The following is a 20,606-nucleotide window of genomic DNA, read 5'->3' on the forward strand; positions in this document are numbered from 1 at the left end:
TTCATATAATTATAAAAAAATAATATCATGGATCATTTTCTTGTTCAATCATTTTGTGAATTTTCTATATATTATTTCGTTAATGAAATGGCCTATTGATAATTTGATATAAAAATGATATCATAACGATAACAAATAAATATTATTAAAAAAGGTGGGAAACGCCATGCAAGAGAAGAATATATTTAAAGTCAATGGTTATATCGGTGTTGTTTTGGCCATCATTTTAGCAGCTGTGGCTGCCTTTTGCTTTAGAGAATTTTACTTCTCGGAAAGTATTGTCATGCTCGTTTTAACCATAGTTTTTGCTTTAATTTTCTTGGTTGTTGCCTCAGGTTTTTCGGTTATTCAACCCAATCAAGCAAAGGTTTTCACTCTTTTCGGAAACTATTTAGGTGTCATTAAGCAGGAAGGTTTCTGGTTGACTATACCGTTAACTAATCGTAATAAAGTATCTCTTCGCGTTATCAACTTTAATAGTGACAAATTAAAGGTTAATGATTTGGAAGGGAATCCGATAGAAATTGCGGCAGTAGTCGTATATAAAGTAATCAACTCTGCAAAAGCGGTATTTGATGTAGAGGATTACCATGAATTTGTCCACACTCAAAGTGAAACAGGATTGCGGCATATTGCGAGTCAATATCCATACGACAACTTTAACAATGATTATGAGATTTCTCTTAGACAGCATTCTGATGAGGTGGGTGATGAGCTAACGAGGGATTTACAGAGAAGATTATCTGTTGCAGGTGTAGAAATTATTGAAGCTAGAATCATGCATCTTGCCTATTCAAGTGAAATTGCCTCCTCCATGCTTCAAAGGCAGCAAGCTAAGGCTGTACTAGCTGCACGTAAGGTTATTGTAGACGGTGCAGTATCTATGGTAAAATCAGCTATTGACCAACTAAGCTCAGAAGGTGTAGTTGATTTAGATGAAGAAAAGAAGGCACAAATGGTTAATAATTTAATGGTTGCATTAGTTTCCGAAAAAGGAAATCAGCCAATTGTGAATACTGGTACCATTTATTAAGGTTGTGATAATGTGGCTGAAAAAAAACGCTTCTTGCTCCGTATCGATCCAAAAATCTATGATGCAATAGAGAAATGGTCAGACGATGAATTACGCAGCGTAAATGCCCAAATTGAAATACTATTAAAAAAGGCACTTAAAGAGGCAGGAAGGATAAAGAAAGAATAATCTGACTACAACTTGTTGATTCACACCCCATTTCCCGAGAAATGACGAAATTTGTAGGAACCAGTAATTTACAATTTCTCTTCATTTCTTGATAAGAGCTGGACAAAAAAAAGGAGGCAGACCCAATAGTCTAACGATTAGGGAGCAGCCTCCTTTTTTTGTTAAATCAATTTTTGAAACTGTCTGTTGATTGGAAAGATGTATTTTCCCTTTCCTTGAGCCCTTAAATTTTATTTTTCATTTTCCTCTTCTACTAGCTGATCCACTAGCTTTTCAGCCGCTCTCCTATATAAATTGCTGATATTTACAAGTGAAGCAATCAATAGAAATCTTTTAAAGTAATCGGATTCATTGTTCTCCCAATTCATTACTTCTTTAGTCGACTCATTTGCACGCTCTATAATATCCTCTTTGAAATTATTGGCATTCTTCTTCGCCAAATTAAGGTAACTATCGTATAATTCCTCAAGGTTTAAATTCCCTTTTAAAAATCTTTTGTTCACTCCATCAAGTGTAGACTTAATATCATTGATTGAGAGAACCCCTTTCAATTGATAGATTAAACTAATCAGGATGAGATGATCCTTAGAATATTTTTTATTTTTAATTGGAATAAACAATTTCCCTTTTGCATAGTTGTTTATCATAGTTTTGGTTAAGACCTTTTCATTACTATCCCGCTTTGAACCACTATAAATATTTTCAAACAATTGAATTACTTGATCCATATAAAGATCAATATCAGGGATATCTTCTAAAGTAATTTGATTTTCTAACCCAAGGTCCTCAATTAAATGATGTATATTTTCCATAATCATTCCTCAATCACAAATTATTTTTTCTTATATTTTATCCTAACAAATTTTATATGTAAATATTGACTACTTAACGCAATGTGTATATTATTATAAGTAGTTATCAAAACTATATATCATAACAGGAGGATTCCTATGAAATTATATATACGAGAACCAGTCAATGGATTAACACATTTAGCAGGTGCTATATTGTCTTTTATTGCTTTACTGGCAATGGTAATTAAGGCCTCGATGACAACTGAATCCCCACTAGCTATTACATCTGTCATCATTTTTGGAATAAGTATGATTTTGCTTTATTCGGCTTCAGCAACCTACCATATGGTCATAGCTAATGATGGCATTATTGCCTTTTTAAGAAGATTGGACCATTCCATGATATTCATTCTAATTGCGGGGACATATACGCCTTTTTGTCTCATCACTCTTAATGGGATGACAGGCTGGGTTCTCTTTTCCATTATTACGGCTATTGCCTTATTTGGAATTATCTTTAAAATGATCTGGTTTCACTGTCCAAGGTGGCTATCTACAGCCCTCTACATCGCCATGGGCTGGATGATTATCTTTGCCTTTTCACCATTGGCAGCAAGAATTGATTCCATAGGATTATTCCTGCTAATTCTTGGTGGTGTGTTATATACGATTGGGGGAGTGATTTACGGAATAAAGCCAAAATTTCTACCATTAAAGCATCTTGGCTTTCATGAAATCTTCCATATTTTCATACTTCTTGGTAGTTTAGCTCATTTCTTATCTGTTTATCTTTATGTCATTTAATCAAATGAATATTTCCACTAAAAAAAAGGGACAAAATTCTTGTCCCTTTTTCTTTTAACCGTGTACTTTCCTTCAGCATTTTTAGTTAAGAGCAGTTAAGATGACTCCTAACGTTATCAATAAAACCCCAATTCCATTAATAAAACTTATCTTTTCACCTAAGAACAAAATAGCTAGTATTGTCGCAATTACTACACTCAACTTATCAATCGGCGCAACCTGTGATACCTTCCCCACTTTAATTGCTAAAAAGTAAAACAGCCAAGAGGTTGCTCCCGCCACGCCACTTAGAGAAATAAACAGAATGGCCTTCTTCTCTCCAATAATATCTGGAATCTTACCTAGGTTTCCTTGGAAAGCGACAACACCTACTAAAAATATTGCCATGATGATCGCTCTAATGGCTGTAGCCGTATTTGCATCAATATTTTGTAAGCCTATTTTACCGAAAATAGAGACCAAAGCAGCAGATACTGCTGAGAGAATAGCAAATAATAACCATGACACCAATATCAACTCCTCTAATTAATCGCTTTCCTTTAATGTGTGTGATAACGTCTTTTATATCGGAGCGAATGACATGCATCACAAATAGGGAAAGCAAAATCAGGAGGAAGATTTCGACCACATCTTTTGCATTTTTTCTTATAATTTTTTATTTCGGTTGTTAAAGATTCATTTGTATCATTGCTAATTTCATCCCTTACTCTTTCCCAGTATATGGCTTCTGTCCGTCGATCAAGCCGATACAAAAATAATAAGTGAAGACCAATTGCTTTATAAGAGAGCTCTAGCTCCTCAAGAGAACGCTTCTTTATGATTGGCTCAGGCAGTTCACTTCCTTCAATAATTGCCTTCATAGATTCAAGCCATTGCTTAGTTAACCCGGGGTCTTTAGTTGAGAAGGGGAGATGTAAGAATCCATAAAGATCCATCATCGAAACTCGGGCTTCAATTTCTGTGTTTCGAACCAATTCATAAAGCTCTTTTTCTTGCATAAGGGTTGCTTTCGATGTACCTTTTGGATTCTCAAATTTATCCCACAACTCAAAGAACTCACCTAAATGATGATAATATTTTTGGAACTTTTCAAATACGGTATTCGTTGGGGCAATGGTGAAACTTCCAATTGGCTGGTCCACCTGCTGTAAGAGCTCCCTCATGATCTTAATATCTTTGGTAAAGGCAACCTTCCCAATATCATAGATTCCCTTTCTTCCAGCTCGACCAGCTATTTGTTTAACCTCTTGTGAAGTTAATCGTCTCCTCCTTGTTCCATCAAACTTCTCATTTTCTAAAAATACTATTCGACGGATAGGTAAATTAACACCCATCCCGATTGCGTCAGTAGATACGACGACTGTCGTTTCGCCTTCAATAAATCGTTGAATTTGTTTTTTTCTTGTTTCGGGAGGCATACTTCCGTAAATCATACTTACTTTGTAACGCTTGTTTTGAAGTTTTGAAGCAGTTTCTAAGACATTCTTTCTTGAGAAACAGACAAGGGCATCCCCTTTTTTCGTTGATTGTAGTTGAAATTCAGTTGTCTCAACCATAAGCGGTATATCACGACTATATTCATGGAGCTCAATATGTGAATCCCCCAATAATTGAAGCAATAGATCTTTAATGTTCCTGCTACCAATAATATGGACTTCTCGTGCTTTTGCTTTCGTTATGGCTTTATACCAAGAAAATCCTCGTTCCTGGTCTGCAATCATTTGTGCTTCATCAATGACTACACAATCGTAATCATCCTTTTCATGAAACATTTCTACTGTACAGGCAATATGGGTTGCATCTGGAATCATTTTTTCCTCTTCTCCTGTTTTCAAAGAGCAAGGAATGCCTTCATTGTTCAACTTATCATATACCTCTAAGGCCAGGAGCCTTAGAGGGGCGAGATATAAACCACTATTTGCCTGTTTCATTCGTTCAAGAGCATCATGTGTTTTCCCGGTATTTGTTTCTCCAATATGAAGAATGTAGTGAGTGGAGGTATTAAGCGATAGACTGTACTCTTGGCCAAATACATCGTTTAAAATCCTTACCTCTTCCTCTTTTTTCCTTCGTTCTTCTTCCATTTCCAAAGCCTTTCTTTGCTCCCATTCGGCACGTTGTCTTTCGTAAATTATCTGGTGTTCCACCGTTTCAAATGGGATTTCCGAAACTGATAGTAGGTCTGAAAGGTATTCATCCTGAACATTAATGAAGAAATCATCAGCTAATTCAAAAAGCAAGTCTTCAAGCATTTCCATTAATATACTGGTTGAAAGGGCTTCACCTGTTGCTTTTTTATACAAATCATTCATTTCATGATTGGACTTTATGAGATAATCTGGAACATAGTCAAACAGATATCGAACAATCAATCTTTCATAAATAAAGTAATAACTTTCATACTCGTAATAGGTTCGTCCCCAATTCACTGTTTGATGAACATCACCTGTAAGCTCATCTAAAAAATCAGATACCTTTTTATAATCTGCTGAAATAAAAGGATCTTCCTGAATCAATTTTTCCTCAAGACGTTCTGGTTCAATGGAACGATACCTTGTATTGTATTTCAAATCATGGGCTAATTGCTTCCCAACTTGATACCGAATATACACATAATACTGTTCAATATTGTTATCAATTGATTCTATTACAGCCTCTTCAATTTTTTCTTGAATCCCCCTTCTTTTTTCTTCAAGAATTCTTTCTGCCTCTCTTTGTTTATAAAGCTCCCTTGCCTTTATGTATTGCTTTGTCCACTCTTCTCCACTTGTTTGGAAGGTCTCAATTACCCACTTTTTAACATCAAACGCAGGATAACTCCTCATCTCGGTCCGAAAAAGCTTGTTAATTATTTTCCTATCAATTCCTTCGACCACAAAGCCCTTTTTACTTAAATATTCTTTTTTTTCGGCTTTTGAAATATCATTGGTTGCTTTATTTACCCATACATTCATCCAAATTTGATCCATATAGCTACTTCTTTGTTCAAGATAAGCCTCGAATGATGGGATATTTTCTTTACTACCTAAAAATTTATTGATATCCTCTATTATTTTTGTTTTCGTCTTCTCTACTGCAATAGGAAATATATTGATTAACTTACTCATTGGTTTCTCCTTTAATAAGAGTTTCAATTTAAGTATATTCGTATGATTTGCTTTTTCCACTCATTTATCCCGCCTTAACGGGCAGTAACACCCCCACCTCAGGATTTTTGAGTATGCAAAGAGGATAGGTGGGGGATCAACTGTCCGTTAATGTCCGATTGGTTCAACAAAAATCAGTGGAGGATGAAGTCAACTAAAAACACCTGATCCTGTGGAAACGTCGACACTAGCACATCCTGTGCGTCAAAAAACACCCACTGATGAAATTTTCACTTTATCCTTAGCTTGAATATTTGAGTCATATCCTTCATACCTTTGTTACTTTATCCCTTTCTGCTATTTATCCATGTTTCATTTATAAAATTGTTTATCAAAAATTGGTTGTGGAACACGAAAAAAAACAGCTAATATTTTTTATCAGCTGTTTTAATAATATAAGAATGCTAGGCCAATTGTACCGCATTAACCAGGGAGTCAGCAAATTGCCGGCCAAACCTCCTGCAATACTCTCGTTCTTCCCCATCAGGAAAATGCTCAATTTTTAAACCGCTATGAACCACATGGGAACCAAGCTCGGTCAATCGATTTGTTAATATATCAACCGCGCGGCAAAAATCAGGGTATGTCTTGTCTCCACTTCCAAATGCCGCAGATATTTTCCCTGACAAATCAAGCTGGTTCAATTCCTCATAAAAGTCAAGGAATTCATCTGGAAGCTCACCTTCATTCCAAGTATAGCTCCCCAGTAGGATTCCATCATAGTTTAATAAATCCTCTGTAAATACTTGTAATGAATCCTTTATATCTACTTCCACATTTTCTTCAATAATACCTTCCTTTATCAAATTAGCCATTTCTTCTGTATTCCCAGTCATGCTCGTATAAACTATGATGCATTTCAATTAGAATCACCCCTCCATTCACTACTGTTCAGCTATTTTCTTGATAGCTTCTATATTAAGGATTCGTATATTTCTTTGACCAGTTTGCTCAATCCATCCCTTATCCTGAAAAGAGGATAATCTCCGACTAATCGTTTCCCGTGTTGTCCCAAGATATGAGGCCAAATCTTTTTTACTCATTGGGAGAGTGATTTCTACCTGCTCATTTCTTCCGTCAGTAAGCTCCACTAAGTATGAGGCTGTTCTTTTCTCAACGTCTTGTAAGCTAAGCTGACCTACTAGTTTTTCTGTTTGTTCAAGTCTATGGCTAAATTGTTCTAATATTTTTAATGAAATGGAAGGAAACTTGGTGATTATTTCTTGTAAATCTCTTCGATGGATGGAACATATTTCAACATCTGTCATTGCCTCGGCAAAGCTATCTGATTCTTGTTTTGAAAATAGGGACAGTTCTCCTAAAAAATCACCCGGCTCAAGAATTCGGAGTAGCTGCTCTTTTCCTGTATCGGATAGATGATAAATTTTCACCCTTCCCTTATGGACAATGTATAAATGATCAGATGGTTCTCCAGCTTGGAAAATAAGCTCTCCCTTTTGATATCTCGTGCTTTTACTAGTATTGGCAACCTCTTGCATTTCCTCATGACTCAAATGATTAAAAATTGGAACAATTGAAATACATAGAGACTTTATAGTACTTTCATTTTGAAAGTGATGACAACTATCCATTACACACTCTCCTCACTAGTTGAATAGGAATTGAATGGACGACTTTCTCCCCGTTTGTAATCAAATTTCATTAGTCTTATAGCATTAAGAATTACTAATATAACACTAAATTCATGAATGAACATTCCTGATGACAAATAAACGGTTTTAGATAATACACCTAGTAATAGAAGCACAACAACAGATATGGCAATAAACATATTTTGCTTCAAATTCTTGATTGTTGCTTTTGACAATTGTAAGGCATATGGTAATCGCTCTAATCGATTTGACATAAGAATCACATCTGCTGTTTCCATTACTGCATCTGATGCTGCACCGCCCATTGCAATACCAATATCTGATGTGGCAATCGCGGGAGCATCATTTATCCCATCACCAACCATAATAACGTTACGATTTTCCTTTTTTAATGTCTTTATCCTACTTACTTTATCTTCTGGTAAAAGCTCAGCATTATATTCATTTACATGAAGCAAACGAGATATTTTATCTGCCGTTCTTGCATTGTCCCCTGTCAACATGATCGTTTTCTCAATCCCTATTTCTTTTATTAATTGAATCACTTGCTTTGCTTCTGGTCGAATAGGGTCCATAATAGAAACCATTCCATGATAAATTCTATCAATCCCCATTAGAACAACAGTATATCCCATGCTTTCTTGATAAAAAATCTCTTTTACATTTTTTTCTTCTATTGGTATTCCATTTTCTTTTAACCATCGGAGATTACCAATGACAATCTTTCCTTCCTCCATTGTTGCAATAATTCCCTTTCCCTTTTCCACTAAAAAACTATCAGGATTTCCATCTAATTGTATTTTTCTTGCCTCTGCTTCCTTTACAATCGTTGTACCAAGGGGGTGTTCAGAAAATTGCTCCGCTTTAGCCATAATCTGTAGAAATGCTTCTTTCTCCATTATCTCTGTTATTATTTCAACCACTTCTGGTTTTCCCTTTGTTAAAGTACCCGTTTTATCAAAGGCGATAACATCTGCCTTTGATAATTTCTCAAACACTTCCCCTCCTTTAATTAATATCCCTTTTCTTGCTCCGTTACCAATTCCTGCAACTATTGAAACAGGAGCAGAAATAACTAAAGCACCTGGGCAAGCAATCACTAGAAACGTAAGTGTTAATGTTATATCTTTAGTAAATAAATAGACAAGTAGAGAAAGTATCAAGATTCCTGGTGTATAGTATTGAGCAAATTTTTCTATGAATCTTTGTGTTATTGCTTTTGATTCTTGAGCTTCTTCTACCAATTCAATTATCTTGGCAAAGGTGGTATCCTCCCCCACCTTTTCTGCAAATATCTCTAAATATCCGTGATCCAAAATCGTGCCGCTATAAACCTTATCGTTGATTTCCTTCTTAATTAAATCTGATTCCCCGGTAATTGCTGCCTCCATTAAAAAACCTGAACCTTTTACCACTTGTCCATCCACAGGAATTTTCTCCCCCGATTGAATGAATACCATTTCACCTTTATTCACTTCTTTAGCAGCTATCATCATTTTATTACCTTTACGGAGAACCCTTGCTTCTAGTGGTGACATTTCCAATAATCCTTTTATTGAGGATCGAGTTTTTTCTAAGGTTCTATTTTCTAAATATGATCCTAAAATAAATAAAAAGGTTACAGCCGCCGATTCTGTATACTCATGAATCACAATTGCGCCTGAAACGGCAATGGTAACTAAAAGCTCGATGCTAATAACCTTCAGGATTAACAGGCTGATCGCCTTTCTAACTATAGAAAAACCCGCAACAAAAGTTGCAATGATTAATATCCAATTTGCAGTCATTTCATATTGTAATAATCTAATAAAAAAGGCTGATGCAATTAATATTCCTGAAAGGATGACAATCAAACCTTTTTTTCTATGTGTCATCATTCTCTCCCCTTTCGATTCCAAACTCTTAACGTCTTATATAAAACAATGATCCTATCTTTGTTTGACCACTGGATATCCTATCTTTTGTAATACTTCAGCATATCGCTCTGGATTTCCAATTTCTGGATCATAAATGACCTTGACCTTACTTGCGTTAAATAATACCTTCACGTCTTGTACCCCAGCTTGTTGAGCTAAAGCTCCTTCAATTCCCTTTACACAGCTGGGACAAGATAATTCCTCAATAGAATAAGTAACAGTTGCCATTTTTTCTTCCTCCCTTTCTTTTCTATATATTTATCTTACAAACCGCCATTTCTAAAAACCTTGATGTGAATCAAGTTTTTTACTTTTTTAGTATAAATTTTTAATGATTTCCATTAACTTTTTCACATTTTTTGAATCCATTTTGCCTTTCAATCGTATATTTATTATCTCCATTCAAAGTGAATAAAGACCCAGCAATTATTTTATTAAGTCATATTTCCTTTAATGTTCACTAGAAAGTATGGAAGAAAAATATGATAATAATTTCATAGGGTGACATTATTGTAAAGAAATGTAACAATATATTGGAGGAGGCGAATTAATGAAGGTTTTTATCGGTTCTTTATTCGTAATAGCTCTAATAGGTTTTGGAGTTTGGCTTGTACTCTCCCCTTCCTTCAAAAAGGTAGGAGATTCAGCAAAGAAGGTAAAGGATTACCTTGATAATGAGGAGGATAATAATGGAACAAAATAACAAAAAAGGCATGAGTCGAAAGGTTCTTGGCGGGGTCATTGTTGCTATTGCATTAGCACTTGCCATTGCAATCACTGCGATGTTCATTCAAAAGATCCCAAATGGTTATGTTGGTGTTGTCTACAGCCCAAATGGTGGGGTTCAGGAAGAAACTCTTGGCCAAGGCTGGCATTTGGTCGGCTTGTTTGATAAAGTAACAATTTACCCTGTAAGAATGCAAACTGTCACATATAAAGATATTCAAGTAGCTACTTCTGATGGAAAAAACGTAACAATTGATTTTGCCTATAACTATAGTATTCAACCAGATAAGGTTGTCGATGTTTTCAATAAGTTCGGTCCAGTTGAGGTTGAAGAAATTGAAGATTCCTATTTAAGAACAAGACTTTGGGATGCAAGCCGTAAGGGGATTGCCCAATACTCTGTTATTGATACGTATGGTGAAAAATCATCTGAGGCTGCTGTTAAGGTTCAGGGGTTATTCGCTGAAGACATCAGTGACTTAGGATTCACTGTCGACAACTTAACATTAGGTGTACCAAAACCTGATAAATCTACACAAGCAGCTATAGATAAAAGGGTTGAAGCTGCCCAGGAATTAGAAAGAAAGCAAATCGAATTAAAAATTGCAAAGGCTGAAGCTGAAAAATTAAGAATTGAAGCTGAAGGTCAAGCAAAATATAATGAAATCATCAAAAAGTCTATTTCAAAGGAAGTCATCCAAAACAAATGGATAGAAAAATGGGATGGACAAATGCCTAAAGCAACAGGCTCAAACCAGCTTATTCAATTACCAATTGATGATACAACTAAAAAGTAAAAATTGAAGACATGGGCTGAATCTTTAAAGATTCAGCCTTTTCCTATATTAGCATTATGGAATAACCATCCCTTCAAAGCCCCCATTTTTCAAAGGAAATCATATGATTACCTTCCCCCTACTCTTCAAATCCAATCATTTAAAACTCTTTGATTCTTTAAATAATAGTGATAAAATAAGAGAAAACTTTGAATATTTATAAAAAAATCTAAATTGGGGGAAGTCATTATGCCTGAACTGCGTAGTAATATGATAAAACAGGGGTATGACCGTGCACCACATAGAAGTTTGCTACGTGCTGCCGGAGTGAAAGAAGAAGATTTCGACAAACCCTTTATTGCGGTTGTCAATTCCTATATTGATATAGTACCTGGGCATGTTCATTTACAAGAATTTGGTAAACTGGTTAAAGAAGCCATTCGCGAAGCTGGTGGGGTACCATTTGAAATGAATACAATCGGAGTCGATGATGGCATTGCGATGGGACATATTGGAATGCGCTATTCTCTACCAAGTAGAGAGATCATTGCAGACTCTGTTGAAACAGTTGTAGCAGCACATTGGTTTGATGGCATGGTCTGTATCCCAAACTGTGACAAAATTACACCTGGAATGATGATGGCTGCCATGCGCCTTAATATTCCAACAATATTTGTTAGTGGTGGCCCAATGAAAGCAGGTCATGATAAAAATGGGAAGCCTATTGATTTAACCTCTGTATTTGAAGGGGTTGGAGCCTTCCAATCCGGACAAATTGGTGAGGATTACTTAGAAGAATTAGAGAAATTTGCCTGTCCTTCATGTGGTTCCTGTTCTGGAATGTTTACAGCAAACTCTATGAACTGCCTAGCCGAGGGACTTGGTCTTGCCCTTCCTGGTAACGGCACGATTTTAGCTGTATCAGAGGATCGAAAGGATTTTGTCAAACGTTCGGCTAAACAATTAATGGAATTAATAGATAAGGATATTAAACCTCGGGATATTGTTACAATCGAGGCTCTTGATAACGCATTTGCATTGGATATGGCGATGGGTGGCTCGACAAATACGGTCTTACACACTTTAGCGATTGCAAATGAAGCTGGAATAGATTATTCATTAGAACGTATTAATGAGATTGCTAGTCGCGTCCCTCATCTTGCAAAAATTGCCCCAGCATCTGAATACCATATAGAAGATGTTCATAATGCTGGAGGAGTCAGTGCAATCATTAATGAACTTCTAAAAAAACCAGGTGCCTTTAACGGGGAGTGTCTAACGGTTTCAGGAAAAACCATACAAGAAAATGTTGCTGGCAGTGATATACTAAATAAGGAAGTCATTCGTCCATTAGACAACCCTCATTCCGAGCGCGGTGGTCTTGCAGTATTATTCGGTAATTTAGCCCCTCAAGGATCCATCATTAAAGTGGGAGCCGTTGACCCATCTGTTGGCGGCTATCATAGAGGTCCAGCAATATGCTTCGATTCACAGGAAGAAGCATTATCTGGTATTATTACTGGAAAGGTCCAAGAAGGTCATGTAGTTGTCATTCGCTATGAAGGTCCTAAAGGTGGACCAGGTATGCCAGAAATGCTCGCACCTACTTCACAAATTGTTGGAAGAGGTTTAGGGGCAAAAGTTGGTTTAATTACTGATGGTCGTTTTTCAGGAGCATCAAGAGGAATCTCTATCGGTCATATATCTCCAGAAGCTGCTGAAGGTGGGCCAATCGCTTTTGTTGAAGATGGCGATATTATTGAGCTTGATTTAAATAATCGGAAAATTATCCTTGAAATTTCTGACGAAGAATTCGAAAAGCGTAAAGCAAATTGGAAGGGCTTTGAGCCAAAAGTTAAGACCGGTTACCTTGCTCGTTATACGAAGCTTGTAACAAACGCGAGTACCGGTGGAGTGATGAAGATTTAATCAAGACCTAAAGGATACAGAGAATAAAAATTAAGGCATTCAAATGAGCTCATTTGAATGCCTTTTTTGTCTTACTATTCGTTACTTTTTAACCAAATTAGTCGGGTATTAATATTTATAAGATTGTCCACCATCAATAGGGATAACAGCTGCATTGATAAATTTAGCCTCATCAGATAATAAGAATGCCACTAAATATCCAATTTCTTCAGGATCCCCAAAACGTTTCATTGGATTCACACTAACAAATTGTCTTCCAGCCTCTTCCCAGTTGTCTCCACCCATTTGTCTTAGTGAAGCTTCCACCATAGGTGTCATAAAAGCACCTGGTGCTATCGCATTAATGTTAATTCCATATTGTCCATACTCAATTCCAGAATTTCTTGTTAAGCCTATTACACCATGCTTGCTTGCAGAATATCCAGATTGATTGCCAACACCACGGATACCACCAACGGATGCTGCATTTACAATAGAACCATACCCTTGTTTTTCCATTACTTCTAAAACATATTTTAATCCATAGAATACACCATTTAAGTTAATGCCAATAACTCTTTCAAATTCATCAGATCCATATTTTGCTGTAGGATTTTGTTTTCCTTCAACTCCAGCATTATTATAAAAACCATCTATTTTTCCGAACTTTTCTACTGTTTCTTTCACATAGCTTTTAACAGACTCTTCATCAGAGACATCTGCTTTTATTAATGTTAATTCAACATCCGGAGCAACTTCTGTAATCATTTTTTTGGTTTCTTCCAAGAATTCGCTGTTCCAATCCACTAAAGAAAGCTTTGCCCCTTCTTTGGCTAATTGTAATGCAGCTGCTTGTCCTAAACCAGCTCCTGCCCCAGTAATTAATACAACTTTTTCTTTGAAGCGTTTACTCATAAGATAGCCCTCCTTTATTAATTTGAAATAACTCAAAGATTTAAACTAGTTATCTCAAACAATTAAATAATACACCTTTTCTTTAATAATTCTTCATTCTTTTGCAAATAGTACTATTATTTTCAAAAATGGATAAATACTGAAATTCGAGAATTCTTAAATTCCCTTCTAAGGTATTTTTAACGTTCTAGATAATTATCCAATCCAATCTTCTTGTGGCCAAAATTCCATAATGGAAAAGAAAATTTTTACAAAAATAATTATATAACAGTGTTGATTTTTGAAAACTGTTATAGTACAATGAATTCAACACTAAATTACTGGAGGCGTTAAAATGATTACAATGGATACGAAACAATCTACAAAAGAATGTCGTGAGTGTGGATGCAAAATTATTGAAAAGGAAGAATCATATTTATATGAATGTGAACGTTGTATTGGAAGATATGAAGAATAATATTGTCATAGATGAAAAGATTCATCCTATCCGATAAAGCACGAAAGGAACTCGGAAACCTTTCGTGCTTTTTTTGTAACCATTAATATCCAATTTCGACTAATAAAATGAACTAAATTTTCCTAATTTTATATTTATTGGAACCTGTTGATTTTATTAAAGGAGGAAGGCAGATGAATTATAGAGTTATCGAACAGCTTTCTGAGAATCAAATCAAAGACTTACATAACTTGTTTCAGTTAGAATGGTGGACTAAAGGACGAAACTTCTCAGATGTTGTATCCATGCTAAAAATGTCAGACTTAATTATTGGTATTAGTGATTCTGAAACAGACACACTTATTGGCTTTGCAAGGGTTTTAACGGATTATGTCTATAAGGCACTAATATTTGACGTCATGGTTAGCGATGAACATCGTGGAAAACATCTTGGCGCAGAGCTAATGAATGTGATTATGAAGCATCCTACATTAGAAAATGTTCAGCATTTTGAACTATATTGTCGACCAGAAATGAGACCATTTTATCAAAAATGGGGCTTTACAGATGAATTAACAGACTTGCATTTTATGAGAATGAATAGATCATGAGTAATCCTACTCTTTTTTTCGTCTATCCTAGATAGGCGTTTTTCTTTTTCAAAAAAAATTTGCTATTTCCTATATAAACCTTCAATATGATAAACAGAATGTGTTGTATAAACCATTTTAACCAATTAGAAAGTAGGGAAAAAAGTTTGTCTAATTTTAAATCATTAGGGATTTCCGACGAAATTATGGAGAGGCTCCAAAATACTGGGGTCGTATCCCCCACTCCCATACAAGAAAGAGCCATTCCTCTTGTTCTACAAGGAAAAGACCTTATTGCACAAGCTCAGACAGGGACAGGAAAAACATTCGCCTTTATTTTACCAATCCTTGAAAGACTTGATTTAAATGCTGTTAATATACAGTCTCTGATTGTCACTCCTACAAGAGAATTAGCCCTTCAGATTAGCGATGAAGTAAAGAAATTGACTAATGACATGGAGGATATTCATGTTTTAGCTGTATATGGTGGACAAGATGTAGAAAAGCAATTAAATCAATTGAAGAAAAATATTCAAATCGTCGTTGGTACTCCAGGACGTTTATTAGATCATATAAAAAGAAAGACCATTCAATTAGGAAATCTTTCTCATCTCGTCCTTGATGAGGCTGACCAGATGCTACATATTGGCTTTTTGGATGAAGTTGAAGAGATTATTAAGCATACCCCTTCAACTAGACAGACGATGCTTTTCTCTGCCACTATGCCATCTGAGATTAGAAATTTAGCCAAAAAGCATATGAAGGAACCGGAATATATTCAAGTTGAGAAAAAACAAGGGCCCGCGCTTACAGTCAACCAAGTAGCCTTTCATACAATCGACCGTGCAAAGCAAGCTACCCTAATTCATTTGATAGAAACCTATCGACCGTATTTAGCCGTTATTTTTTGCCGAACCAAACGGAGAGTTAGCAAGCTCTATGAGGTGCTTAAATCGAAGGGTTTTTCTTGTGATGAGCTACATGGAGATTTGTCTCAGGCAAAAAGAGAACAGGTTATGAGGCGATTTAGAGATGCAGAGGTCCAATTACTGATTGCTACTGATGTCGCTGCTAGGGGACTTGATGTCGAAGGTGTCACACATGTGTTTAACTATGATATCCCCCAAGATTCAGAAAGCTATATTCACCGTATTGGTAGAACAGGGAGGGCTGGGATGACCGGAATGGCCATCACCTTCTATTCATCAGCTGATCGCCCTACTTTAGACATGATTGAAAACGATCTAAGCATCAGAATTCCAAAGCAAAATCTTGAGAAAAAGAACAGCAATGAAAATCAAAATAATAATACTATGAAAAAGAATAATGAACAAAAATCAGTTAAAAAAACAAGACATACCGGTAATACCCAAAATGGAAAACGTAAGAATTCAAGAAAGTCCGATGAATTTCGAAGCGATAAAGGCAAGAATCCGAAAAGGTTCATGCAAGGCTCTAAAGTAAAGGGGAAGTCCCAGAAAAAGCTTGGTCAAAATAAGTCATCCAATCATAAAAATGGGAACAAATCCCGTCGTTCGAAATAGCCCTTCATCCTAAATATGGATAATTAATAAAATTATGGGAATGTTATTTTTGTGAATAGCAATTTTCCATAAAAGGTAGGAGGATGGTTACTTTGATTTTACACACAAATATGGAGTTTGAAATGAGAAATGATTTTATTCCTAACATCAGTAAATCAGACACATTAAGAATTCTACAGGTTACAGAAGGAAGCGTGGTAATCCAAATGAATAAATCGAATTGTAGAGGCGTGTTCCCTACAGATAACTTTCAATACTGGATCAAAAAAGGATCACTTGTTCATATCAATGAGCTTGAACAGCAAACCTCTTAATCAACGAAGGCAATGGAAAACCCCCAGTGTTTTTTTCTTAAAAATATTTTTAAAAGGTCTCATAACGAAAAAAACAGACTCCTTAGAGTCTGTTTTCTATATTTGGTTCATTAATTATGCTTTTTGAACGTTAGCAGCTTGTGGTCCACGAGCGCCTTGCTCGATGTCAAATGTTACTGCTTGTCCTTCTTCAAGTGTTTTGAAACCTTCGCCTTGGATAGCTGAGAAATGAACGAATACATCTTCTCCACCTTCGCGTTCGATGAATCCGAAACCTTTTTCTGCATTAAACCATTTTACTTTACCATTTTCCATGTTTGTTGCCTCCTCGTGTGTAAACACACATTGTATTACTATTCTTGCTCTTATGATATTCAGGCGAAAGCATTAATCTTGTCTTCCCGTACTTACATGCCGAACAAAAATAATTCTTTCTAAGAATAACAGATAAAGAAACAATAGGCAAGGAATCCCTCTTGGAAAATTCATCTATGTTTAAATGTCCCTACTAAATCCTTCCTCAATCAGGTACTGCTTCGCTTCATTATAAGATGGGAAGGTACCATCAAGATTTAATCCTGCATAAACATTCCACATATCATCCTCATTAATGACGATTAAAGTATGCCCCTCAGAATTTTTCCAACGCTCCTCTTCTAATTCCCCTACAATAGCTGTTTCTTCAACAGATTTTGGAGCTAATGATTGAATGGATTTCTCTATAATGGTTCTTAATTCAGATTCAGAAAAATCCCGGATATTGACCATCCCTTTTTGATCTTTATCATACCCAGATAAATATTCAGCATAAACAAATCCATTCCCATTTGGGTGTAAATGATACACAACATTCTTTTTTTCACTTACACTTTCTTCATAATGGAAATTGACGCGCTTCAGCGACACATCTTTACGTTTTAATTCAGGATACGATTCAATGATTGCGAGTTTTTGTTCAAAGGTTAGCATGTGGCCTCCATAAAAAAATGTTATAAAATATGTTTTATTATAACACTTTAGAAACTATCTTATAAACACATCACTTTTCATCAGACTTTATCACTCTAATTCATGAATAAAAGGATGTATAACCAGCAGGTAAAGCTGAATTAAACATCCTTTAATATGAATAATCGATCAAAATATTAGCTTTATATTTATTTCACCTTAATAGGGACAATCTTTCCATCTTCAACAGATGCCACTTCAAGGTCAGCTTCAAATCCACCTGATTCATCGATTTTTGGTATGACATATACCTTTTTATCCTCTGGAAGATTATCTAAGCCTTTTTGCATATTGGCCATAATCTTATCTACGTCATCAACAGAACCAGCAGATTTCATTGCTTCAACAAAAATATTTAATCCGATATAATTTAATCCTGCCTCAGATCCTGGAGTTTCGCTAAATTTTGCTTTGTAATTTTCTACAAAGGATGGGACAGCTGGGCCATGGGAATCTACAAGTGGTAGAACCCCTACTGAGCCTTCAAGCATTTCATAGGATCCAGTGACTGCTTTCATCTCATCAAGTTTCGCTTGGTCCATGATGATAAATCCACCTTTAAATCCTAGCTCTCTTGCTTGCTTTACCACCTTTGCTGTTGGTTCAGAAGCTCCACCAATAAACAATACATCTGGTTTATTTTTAAGTGCATTGGTAATTAAAGAGAAGAAATCTGTTTCTTTTGTGAAGTCGATTGATGCATTATGGACCACCTTACCACCTTGTTTTTCCCAATAGGTTTTAAGCTTTTCAGCCCAGTCCTTTCCATATTGTGATGCGGTTGGTAAAAAGGCGACTTTCTTACCAAAGCGATCCATTGTATAGGTTGTGAATGGCTCTAAATAACCGTCATACCGAGGTGGGATTCGAACAGTATATTTGTTGCCAGATTCAGTAATTTCTGGTTCACTCGTATAGGCACCGATGATAAATTTTTGTGGTTGCTGATTAAATACTTGGAGTGCATATACTCCACCACTATGAGGAGTAAAAATAATTGGAGTTTTATTTTCTTGAACTAATCTCTTTGCATTGGCACCTGCCTCATTAGGTAAGTACTTATCATCCAGGGAAACAATATTTAATTTATACTTTTTCCCTCCCACTTCAAATCCGCCGCCTTCATTAATTTCATCTGCAGCCATTTTAAGTCCATTTAATGTTCTTTCCCCGTAAAAAGCAGCTGGTCCACTTAATGGTCCTGTATAACCAATATTTACTGTACCTGAACCTCCGTCAGACTTTCCACCTTTTTCAGTTTCAGTTCCACCACTTTTTTCTGATCCGTTACAAGCTGCTAAGGCTAGCATGAGTGTAAAAATAACACTTACCAAGAAAAGCAATTTACCCTTTTTCATTCTTCTTCCCCCTTTGTTCATTGATTGAAATTTCAGATAATTCTGCGGTGATAAAAACTCATCACCCCCTTTAATTAGACAATCGATTCTATTTAAGCACCAATATAGGCCTTACGAACCCTATCATCGGCAAATAATTCTTCAGAAGACCCCTCCATAACGATGGAGCCATTTTCAAAAACATACCCTTTATTGGCAATTTTTAATGCTGCATTGGCATTCTGCTCTGCTAATAAAATGGTTGTGCCCTCTTTGTTTATTTGCTGAATGACTTCAAACATTTGCTCGACAATTAATGGTGCAAGCCCAACTGATGGCTCATCTAGCATCATCAAATGGGGCTTTGACATTAGTGCCCTTCCAATTGCCAGCATTTGTTGTTGTCCCCCACTTAAGGAGCCTGCTGCATCATTCCTCTTTTCCTTTAAGATTGGAAACAATTCATAAACATGGTCTAAAGATTCGTGTATTTGTGACTTCTTTCTCCTATGTACGTAAGCCCCCATCTTAAGATTTTCGTAGACTGACATGGCAGAAAAGAGCTTACGACCTTCTGCACACTGGACAATCCCGGAACGAACGATTCGATCAGGTGACCATTTATGAATCGGTTTCCCTTCAAAGTGAATTTCTCCATTCGAAGGCTTATTTAAACCACTGATACTTTTAAAAGTTGTACTTTTCCCGGCACCATTGGATCCCAATAAAACAACAATCTCCCCTTCGGCCACTTCGATGTTCACATGATGAATAGCGGTAAATCTTCCATAATTTACTGAGATATTTTTTACACTAAGCAATGGCATTCCCCCCTAGATAAGCCTTGATGACCGTTTCATTGTTTATTATCTCGTCAGGTGTTCCCTCTGCAATTTTTTCCCCGTAGTTGAGAACCATAATTTTTTCTGCGATTTTCATAATCATTTGCATTTTGTGTTCAATTAAACAAACGGTGATTCCTTGATCTACCATCTTTTGCATTAAAAGAGCAAGACCTTCCGTTTCATCTGGATTAACACCTGCAGCAGGCTCATCAAGAAAGACTATTTCTGGATCAGTTGCTAATGCCAAGGCAAAGGCTGCACGCTTTTTCTCTTCTTGGGAAATTCCTGCAACCAATTTATTGGCTGCGTCAGATAGACCAACAAACTCCAATACTTCCATCGCCTTTTCTCTACATTTTTCCTCTTCCCTCTTCAAACGCTTAGTTCTAAAGATTGCGTCAACCAATGTAGATTTTGTCCGAAGACGATGGCCAACAATCACATTATCTAATACAGTCGATTGCTCAAATAAATTGGTTGTTTGAAAGGTCCTGCCAATTCCGAGTTCTGCTACTTTATTGGCAGGGAGCTTTGTAATATCCTTCCCTTTAAAAATCACTTGACCAGAGGTGGGGATATGAAAACCACTGATCAGATTAAAAAATGTAGATTTACCAGCTCCATTTGGACCGATAATTGCATTAATTTTCCCCTTTTCAATAGAGAAATCAACGTTATGAACGGCAACATTTCCTCCAAATCTCTTGGTCAGATTTTTCGTTTCCAAGAACAT

23 protein-coding genes are annotated in these 20,606 nt (G+C 36.1%); 10 read left to right on the top strand and 13 right to left on the bottom strand.

Features of this window, described 5'->3' with window-relative positions; translation table 11 throughout:
• Positions 1–166: 166 nt before the first annotated feature.
• Together BQ6100_RS07980 and BQ6100_RS21430 are read left to right on the top strand one after the other, a co-directional pair.
• Positions 167–1,033, top strand: coding sequence for an SPFH domain-containing protein (locus tag BQ6100_RS07980; protein WP_075981172.1), 867 nt, complete (start codon positions 167–169; stop codon positions 1,031–1,033).
• Between the two features lie 12 nt (positions 1,034–1,045).
• A complete protein-coding gene (locus BQ6100_RS21430) occupies positions 1,046–1,201 on the top strand; it encodes a hypothetical protein (protein ID WP_173719816.1) in 156 nt (51 codons plus the stop codon).
• A gap of 230 nt (positions 1,202–1,431) precedes the next feature.
• On the opposite strand, the gene BQ6100_RS07985 is transcribed toward BQ6100_RS21430, so the two are convergent.
• Positions 1,432–2,013 (bottom strand): DUF1836 domain-containing protein, encoded by a 582-nt coding sequence (locus BQ6100_RS07985; protein WP_075981173.1) that lies wholly within the window; start codon positions 2,011–2,013, stop codon positions 1,432–1,434.
• Positions 2,014–2,151: 138 nt separating this feature from the next.
• On the opposite strand from BQ6100_RS07985, the gene trhA reads away from it, so the two are divergent.
• Positions 2,152–2,799: a PAQR family membrane homeostasis protein TrhA gene (gene trhA, locus BQ6100_RS07990; protein ID WP_075981174.1), complete on the top strand. Its 648-nt coding sequence runs from the start codon at positions 2,152–2,154 to the stop codon at positions 2,797–2,799.
• 81 nt (positions 2,800–2,880) lie between these two features.
• Here trhA and BQ6100_RS07995 read toward each other — a convergent pair whose 3' ends face one another.
• From BQ6100_RS07995 to BQ6100_RS08020, 6 genes are all read right to left on the bottom strand, one after another.
• Positions 2,881–3,309 carry an EamA family transporter gene (locus tag BQ6100_RS07995; RefSeq protein WP_075981175.1) on the bottom strand — a complete coding sequence of 143 codons (429 nt, stop codon included), beginning with the start codon at positions 3,307–3,309 and terminating at the stop codon, positions 2,881–2,883.
• A 29-nt stretch (positions 3,310–3,338) separates the two neighbouring features.
• Positions 3,339–5,906 (bottom strand): helicase-related protein, encoded by a 2,568-nt coding sequence (locus tag BQ6100_RS08000; RefSeq protein ID WP_075983476.1) that lies wholly within the window; start codon positions 5,904–5,906, stop codon positions 3,339–3,341.
• A gap of 443 nt (positions 5,907–6,349) precedes the next feature.
• Complete coding sequence (locus tag BQ6100_RS08005; protein WP_084780278.1) at positions 6,350–6,808, bottom strand: flavodoxin; 459 nt, start codon at positions 6,806–6,808, stop codon at positions 6,350–6,352.
• Between the two features lie 21 nt (positions 6,809–6,829).
• Positions 6,830–7,537, bottom strand: coding sequence for a Crp/Fnr family transcriptional regulator (locus BQ6100_RS08010; protein ID WP_075981176.1), 708 nt, complete (start codon positions 7,535–7,537; stop codon positions 6,830–6,832).
• Positions 7,537–9,432, bottom strand: a complete 1,896-nt coding sequence (locus tag BQ6100_RS08015; RefSeq protein ID WP_218921356.1) for a heavy metal translocating P-type ATPase — start codon at positions 9,430–9,432, stop codon at positions 7,537–7,539. The genes BQ6100_RS08010 and BQ6100_RS08015 overlap by 1 nt, the downstream gene beginning before the upstream one ends.
• A gap of 54 nt (positions 9,433–9,486) precedes the next feature.
• The gene (locus BQ6100_RS08020; RefSeq protein WP_075981178.1) at positions 9,487–9,702 is read right to left on the bottom strand and encodes a heavy-metal-associated domain-containing protein; all 216 of its coding nucleotides are present in this window, start codon (positions 9,700–9,702) and stop codon (positions 9,487–9,489) included.
• A gap of 322 nt (positions 9,703–10,024) precedes the next feature.
• Between BQ6100_RS08020 and BQ6100_RS21435 the strand changes: the two genes are divergently transcribed.
• The 3 genes from BQ6100_RS21435 (at position 10,025) to ilvD (ending at position 12,905) form a co-directional block, all read left to right on the top strand.
• On the top strand, positions 10,025–10,177 hold the full coding sequence (locus BQ6100_RS21435) for a hypothetical protein (RefSeq protein ID WP_173719817.1): 153 nt from the start codon (positions 10,025–10,027) through the stop codon (positions 10,175–10,177).
• Positions 10,164–10,997: a prohibitin family protein gene (locus BQ6100_RS08025; RefSeq protein ID WP_084780279.1), complete on the top strand. Its 834-nt coding sequence runs from the start codon at positions 10,164–10,166 to the stop codon at positions 10,995–10,997. Before BQ6100_RS21435 ends, BQ6100_RS08025 begins: the two co-directional genes overlap by 14 nt.
• A 228-nt stretch (positions 10,998–11,225) precedes the next feature.
• Complete coding sequence (gene ilvD, locus BQ6100_RS08030) at positions 11,226–12,905, top strand: dihydroxy-acid dehydratase (protein ID WP_173719818.1); 1,680 nt, start codon at positions 11,226–11,228, stop codon at positions 12,903–12,905.
• Between the two features lie 108 nt (positions 12,906–13,013).
• On the opposite strand, the gene BQ6100_RS08035 is transcribed toward ilvD, so the two are convergent.
• Complete coding sequence (locus tag BQ6100_RS08035; RefSeq protein ID WP_075981180.1) at positions 13,014–13,799, bottom strand: SDR family oxidoreductase; 786 nt, start codon at positions 13,797–13,799, stop codon at positions 13,014–13,016.
• Between the two features lie 334 nt (positions 13,800–14,133).
• Between BQ6100_RS08035 and yhfH the strand changes: the two genes are divergently transcribed.
• The 4 genes from yhfH to BQ6100_RS08055 all read left to right on the top strand — a co-directional run bounded on the left by yhfH (position 14,134) and on the right by BQ6100_RS08055 (position 16,683).
• Complete coding sequence (gene yhfH / locus BQ6100_RS20935) at positions 14,134–14,256, top strand: protein YhfH (protein ID WP_075981181.1); 123 nt, start codon at positions 14,134–14,136, stop codon at positions 14,254–14,256.
• A gap of 173 nt (positions 14,257–14,429) precedes the next feature.
• Entirely contained in the window at positions 14,430–14,846 is a 417-nt protein-coding gene (locus BQ6100_RS08045) for a GNAT family N-acetyltransferase (protein WP_075981182.1), read from the top strand.
• Positions 14,847–15,031: 185 nt separating this feature from the next.
• Positions 15,032–16,369, top strand: a complete 1,338-nt coding sequence (locus tag BQ6100_RS08050; protein ID WP_235816578.1) for a DEAD/DEAH box helicase — start codon at positions 15,032–15,034, stop codon at positions 16,367–16,369.
• An 83-nt stretch (positions 16,370–16,452) separates the two neighbouring features.
• Positions 16,453–16,683 (top strand): hypothetical protein, encoded by a 231-nt coding sequence (locus tag BQ6100_RS08055; RefSeq protein ID WP_075981184.1) that lies wholly within the window; start codon positions 16,453–16,455, stop codon positions 16,681–16,683.
• Between the two features lie 114 nt (positions 16,684–16,797).
• On the opposite strand, the gene BQ6100_RS08060 is transcribed toward BQ6100_RS08055, so the two are convergent.
• The 5 genes from BQ6100_RS08060 to BQ6100_RS08080 all read right to left on the bottom strand — a co-directional run bounded on the left by BQ6100_RS08060 (position 16,798) and on the right by BQ6100_RS08080 (position 20,606).
• A complete protein-coding gene (locus tag BQ6100_RS08060) occupies positions 16,798–16,998 on the bottom strand; it encodes a cold-shock protein (protein ID WP_075981185.1) in 201 nt (66 codons plus the stop codon).
• 180 nt (positions 16,999–17,178) lie between these two features.
• Complete coding sequence (locus tag BQ6100_RS08065; protein WP_075981186.1) at positions 17,179–17,652, bottom strand: hypothetical protein; 474 nt, start codon at positions 17,650–17,652, stop codon at positions 17,179–17,181.
• Positions 17,653–17,840: 188 nt separating this feature from the next.
• Positions 17,841–19,049, bottom strand: coding sequence for an ABC transporter substrate-binding protein (locus BQ6100_RS08070; RefSeq protein WP_075981187.1), 1,209 nt, complete (start codon positions 19,047–19,049; stop codon positions 17,841–17,843).
• 92 nt (positions 19,050–19,141) lie between these two features.
• Positions 19,142–19,849: an ABC transporter ATP-binding protein gene (locus tag BQ6100_RS08075; RefSeq protein WP_075981188.1), complete on the bottom strand. Its 708-nt coding sequence runs from the start codon at positions 19,847–19,849 to the stop codon at positions 19,142–19,144.
• Positions 19,842–20,606 carry an ABC transporter ATP-binding protein gene (locus tag BQ6100_RS08080; RefSeq protein WP_075981189.1) on the bottom strand — a complete coding sequence of 255 codons (765 nt, stop codon included), beginning with the start codon at positions 20,604–20,606 and terminating at the stop codon, positions 19,842–19,844. Before BQ6100_RS08080 ends, BQ6100_RS08075 begins: the two co-directional genes overlap by 8 nt.

Origin of the sequence: Bacillus massilinigeriensis, assembly GCF_900117315.1 — a bacterium.
GTDB lineage: Bacteria > Bacillota > Bacilli > Bacillales > Cytobacillaceae > Bacillus_BE > Bacillus_BE massilionigeriensis.

Excerpts from the sequence above, each read along its gene's own strand:
- BQ6100_RS08010 (WP_075981176.1), bottom strand. The coding sequence starts at position 7,537 with ATGGATAGTTGTCATCACTTTCAAAATGAAAGTACTATAAAGTCTCTA.
- BQ6100_RS08080 (WP_075981189.1), bottom strand. The coding sequence starts at position 20,606 with ATGTTCTTGGAAACGAAAAATCTGACCAAGAGATTTGGAGGAAATGTT.
- BQ6100_RS08045 (WP_075981182.1), top strand. The coding sequence starts at position 14,430 with ATGAATTATAGAGTTATCGAACAGCTTTCTGAGAATCAAATCAAAGAC.
- BQ6100_RS08060 (WP_075981185.1), bottom strand. The coding sequence starts at position 16,998 with ATGGAAAATGGTAAAGTAAAATGGTTTAATGCAGAAAAAGGTTTCGGA.
- BQ6100_RS21435 (WP_173719817.1), top strand. The coding sequence starts at position 10,025 with ATGAAGGTTTTTATCGGTTCTTTATTCGTAATAGCTCTAATAGGTTTT.
- trhA (WP_075981174.1), top strand. The coding sequence starts at position 2,152 with ATGAAATTATATATACGAGAACCAGTCAATGGATTAACACATTTAGCA.
- BQ6100_RS08055 (WP_075981184.1), top strand. The coding sequence starts at position 16,453 with ATGGTTACTTTGATTTTACACACAAATATGGAGTTTGAAATGAGAAAT.
- BQ6100_RS08020 (WP_075981178.1), bottom strand. The coding sequence starts at position 9,702 with ATGGCAACTGTTACTTATTCTATTGAGGAATTATCTTGTCCCAGCTGT.
- BQ6100_RS08070 (WP_075981187.1), bottom strand. The coding sequence starts at position 19,049 with ATGAAAAAGGGTAAATTGCTTTTCTTGGTAAGTGTTATTTTTACACTC.
- BQ6100_RS08025 (WP_084780279.1), top strand. The coding sequence starts at position 10,164 with ATGGAACAAAATAACAAAAAAGGCATGAGTCGAAAGGTTCTTGGCGGG.
- BQ6100_RS08065 (WP_075981186.1), bottom strand. The coding sequence starts at position 17,652 with ATGCTAACCTTTGAACAAAAACTCGCAATCATTGAATCGTATCCTGAA.
- ilvD (WP_173719818.1), top strand. The coding sequence starts at position 11,226 with ATGCCTGAACTGCGTAGTAATATGATAAAACAGGGGTATGACCGTGCA.
- BQ6100_RS08000 (WP_075983476.1), bottom strand. The coding sequence starts at position 5,906 with ATGAGTAAGTTAATCAATATATTTCCTATTGCAGTAGAGAAGACGAAA.
- BQ6100_RS07980 (WP_075981172.1), top strand. The coding sequence starts at position 167 with ATGCAAGAGAAGAATATATTTAAAGTCAATGGTTATATCGGTGTTGTT.
- BQ6100_RS08050 (WP_235816578.1), top strand. The coding sequence starts at position 15,032 with ATGGAGAGGCTCCAAAATACTGGGGTCGTATCCCCCACTCCCATACAA.
- BQ6100_RS08015 (WP_218921356.1), bottom strand. The coding sequence starts at position 9,432 with ATGACACATAGAAAAAAAGGTTTGATTGTCATCCTTTCAGGAATATTA.
- BQ6100_RS08035 (WP_075981180.1), bottom strand. The coding sequence starts at position 13,799 with ATGAGTAAACGCTTCAAAGAAAAAGTTGTATTAATTACTGGGGCAGGA.
- BQ6100_RS07985 (WP_075981173.1), bottom strand. The coding sequence starts at position 2,013 with ATGGAAAATATACATCATTTAATTGAGGACCTTGGGTTAGAAAATCAA.
- yhfH (WP_075981181.1), top strand. The coding sequence starts at position 14,134 with ATGATTACAATGGATACGAAACAATCTACAAAAGAATGTCGTGAGTGT.